Source organism: Drancourtella massiliensis (genome assembly GCF_016900655.1).
GTDB lineage: Bacteria > Bacillota > Clostridia > Lachnospirales > Lachnospiraceae > Sellimonas > Sellimonas catena.
In genome coordinates this window covers 1-3,569 of record NZ_JACJKH010000054.1, presented here as the reverse complement: position 1 = coordinate 3,569, position 3,569 = coordinate 1, and the positions used below count along the sequence as shown (strand labels likewise).

At 40.3% G+C, this 3,569-nt stretch carries 3 protein-coding genes; all 3 read left to right on the top strand.

What is annotated here, in order from left to right; translation table 11 throughout:
* Positions 1-267: 267 nt before the first annotated feature.
* The 3 genes from H6A32_RS15565 to H6A32_RS15555 are packed head-to-tail and all read left to right on the top strand — an operon-like array spanning position 268 to position 3,474.
* The gene (locus H6A32_RS15565; RefSeq protein WP_204864797.1) at positions 268-1,500 is read left to right on the top strand and encodes a site-specific integrase; all 1,233 of its coding nucleotides are present in this window, start codon (positions 268-270) and stop codon (positions 1,498-1,500) included.
* Positions 1,497-2,477, top strand: coding sequence for a tyrosine-type recombinase/integrase (locus H6A32_RS15560; RefSeq protein WP_204864796.1), 981 nt, complete (start codon positions 1,497-1,499; stop codon positions 2,475-2,477). The genes H6A32_RS15565 and H6A32_RS15560 overlap by 4 nt, the downstream gene beginning before the upstream one ends.
* On the top strand, positions 2,470-3,474 hold the full coding sequence (locus H6A32_RS15555) for a tyrosine-type recombinase/integrase (RefSeq protein WP_204864795.1): 1,005 nt from the start codon (positions 2,470-2,472) through the stop codon (positions 3,472-3,474). The genes H6A32_RS15560 and H6A32_RS15555 overlap by 8 nt, the downstream gene beginning before the upstream one ends.
* Positions 3,475-3,569 lie beyond the last annotated feature (95 nt).

The following is a 3,569-nucleotide window of genomic DNA, read 5'->3' as shown; positions in this document are numbered from 1 at the left end:
CAGCCGTGTATATGCAGAAGTATTCCTTGACGAGAAGCTGCCAAGTTTTATTACCGGCGTTGTCCACGCACTGGAATACTATGGGGCTGTTCCGAAGTATCTTGTTCCAGACAATCTTTAATGTAAAGCTTTACATTACAGGTTTAATGTAAAGGAACTATTAATGTAAAGCAAGTAATTGAAATAGCTAAAAATCATAGATTTATGGTGTTTAACTTTACATTAATAGCTCATAATGGAATCAATTATGAGAAAGGAGAAATTACTATGATTGATTCCAATTACACAGAAACACTGTATGATGTAATCCAACAGTTCCGAGAATACATCACACAAAACCATGGATCTGATTCCCAAACTGCTCAAGCATATCTCCGAATTGCTGATGATTTTCAGATGCATGTAAAGGATAAGGCTCCCTTAGCCATCCCAGAACTAGCCATCCAAGAGTATTATAGCCTAATGGTTGGAGTCCCACCATTTGAAGCGCCACCATCCAAATCAAAAGAACGGTATGCACGAACTATGCGGATGATTTACGACATCCTTCATAACGAAGAACCAAAACGAAGGTATATTAATTATCCTCTTAGATGTCCTGTACCTTATCAGGATATTCTCAGCAGATACGAAACTGTTATGAGGGATGACCAGAAGAGCCCAGGCACTATCCGTACACGCTCCGGCCGTATGAAAGTATTTTTTATTTTTCTGGCAGATAAGGAATGCGGTGCCTTGAGGGACATTACACCAGAACTGTTTGCTGATTTTATCTCATCTCTTAGGGATAGATATTCATCGCAAGGGAAGGCTTCTATTTTATATACCATCAGGAACTTTTTCTCCTATGGCGAGTTTTTGGAGCAGTTACCGTTTAATCCACTTCCTTTTTTGGCAGGGATTCATTCCCAAAAACATGAGAGGCTACCTTCTTTCTATACGACAGATGAGGTAAAACGTGTTCTGAATGCAGTTGACAGAAGCACTCCTTGGGGTAAAACTGCCTATCTTATGATGCTTCTTGCCTGTGTATATGGATTGCGTTCCAGTGATATTAAAGCTTTGATTTTTAGTGGCATCAACTGGAAAAAACGAACCATAACAGTTTTACAATTCAAGACACATAGAGAAGTGTCACTTCCTATTACGGATGAAGTGATGTTTGCATTACTTGACTATATCAAAAATGTCCGCCCAAAAGTGGATAGCCCATACGTATTTATCCGGCTTAGAAAACCATATATTCCATACTCGGTAAATGACCATTTTGGAGATAAGATTTTGCCATACTTCAAACTTGCTGGTGTAGATACCAAAGGGAAACACCATGGCCTTCACTCGCTCAGACACAGTCTGGCTACAAACCTCTTTGAATCGGGAACCCCGGTAAATGAGATTGCCGTAATTCTCGGGCACACATCCGCAGCCTCAACGAAGGCATATGTCTGGTCTGATATTGAGCGCCTCAGGATAGCAGCATTGGAGGTGCCCCAAAAATGATTAATGACAAGGAGTTCCTTAAATTTGAAGAAGGTTTCTTCAAGCCGTATTTTGAAAAGTTCATAGAATTCAAACGAGGTAAAGGCGAAAAGGTTGCAAGTTCAACACTGATCCGTTTCAGAAAAATGAATAATTCACTTAACCAGTATCAGACAAATCAGATATCTGAGAAGATGATACGGGAGTTATTGGCTCCGCGTAATGGTCTTAGCGAAATTGAACGTCAATACATGGCATCAAACCTTCGGCAGTTTTGTTCCTTCCTGGTGCTTCTCGGAGTAAATGCAGCCGCTGTTCCGCCAAAGTATATGAAGATAACCAGATGTGAATTTCGTCCATATATTTTCAGCGATGAAGAATTACATCGCTTAGTCGTTGTTGCTGATTCACTTTCTCCATCATATAGGACCAAATCGCATCAACAGATTTATCCAGTGCTTGTAAGGATGCTCATAGGTACCGGGATGCGTATAGGAGAAGTTTTGGCACTGAAAAGGGAGGATGTTGATCCAATAAATGGTGTAGTTAAGGTGATAAATGGAAAAAACGGTGTTTCAAGATATATTCCTGTATCTGATAGTCTGAAAATGGTTCTCAGCAGTTATGCTGAAACTATCGATATGTCTGACGAAGACAAGCCGTTTTTTATTTCTTCCTATACTGGCGGCCATCTTACATATGATGCGATGAAATATATGTTTCCAAAGATGTTTAAGGCGGCAGATATATACATGGCAGATGGAAAAACACCCAACATCCACTCCATTCGACACACGTTCTGTACCAGAAGTCTGGAGAAAATGTTGGACAGCGGAATGAATATCTACACTGCCATCCCGATATTGGCTGCCTATGTTGGCCATGTGAATTACATGGATACGGAAAAATACATTCATTTCACGGAACGGGGACATAAAGACTTCATTGAAAAGGAAGCCTCCCTGGGGAGTATTTTCCCGGAGGTGATCGATGAGTGAATACTTATCCTTTTATGTCCAGCGCTATTTTATGTCGTACTTGATGAAACAGCATAATTATGGGGCGAATACTATCTCATCATACCGTGACACCTTCAGGCTGCTGCTTGCATTTATGGCAGAATCCAATACGGATATATCAAAGATAGAAATCTATGATATCAGCCATGAAAGAGTACTGGAGTTCATGACATGGCTTGCAGAAGTTAGAAAAAATGGAGTATCCACAAAAAATGTAAGGTTAGCACATATAAAATCATTTTTTCGATATGTAATGATGACTGCACCAGAGCATTCGGATCAATGCCGAAAAATACTTAGTATCCCTTTCGGAAAAGGGGAGAAGAAACCTCCCGTCTGTATGTCCACCGATGCAATAAAACAGTTGCTGGCAGCGATAGATTCCTCAGTTGACGAAGGGCTGCGTCATCTTGCACTTTTATCGCTTATGTACGATTCAGCTTGCAGGGTTCAGGAAATCATTGGTCTTAATGTTATGGATTTCCATCCTGGCCAATGCTGCAGGATTTATGTCCGTGGAAAGGGAAACAAATATCGTTTTATTCCCTTACTCAGTGAAACAGAAAAGATCGTATCAAAATATATCAAACGTTTCCGTCTTACACCGGATGCTCCATTGTTTTGTAATAAAAACGGGGAGCGGTTAACAAGGCAGGGCATCCGTTATATAATACAAAAATACTCCAAAATAGCCAACAAAAACGAACCAGGAATTATTGAAAGTTCTGCGTATCCTCACATACTTCGCCATAGTAAGGCTACACACCTTGTGAACAGAGGCGTAAACATATACAATGTCAGAGATTTCCTGGGGCATGAATCTGTGGCGACTACACAGGTTTATCTGACTACGAATCCTGAGATCACAAGAAAGGCTATAGAATCAGTTGCCGAGAAAACTGTACCTGAAAGTCTTGATTTCTTCTCTGAAGAGGAGCGGGATGATCTACTTTCTTTCTTGGATTCTTTAGGGTAGCAGACAAGTGTTAATGTAAAGTCAGTAAGAGATCAATGTAGCTAATGATTGCATGGAACTGTTTGGCTTTACATTAACAGCCACTTTACATTAAA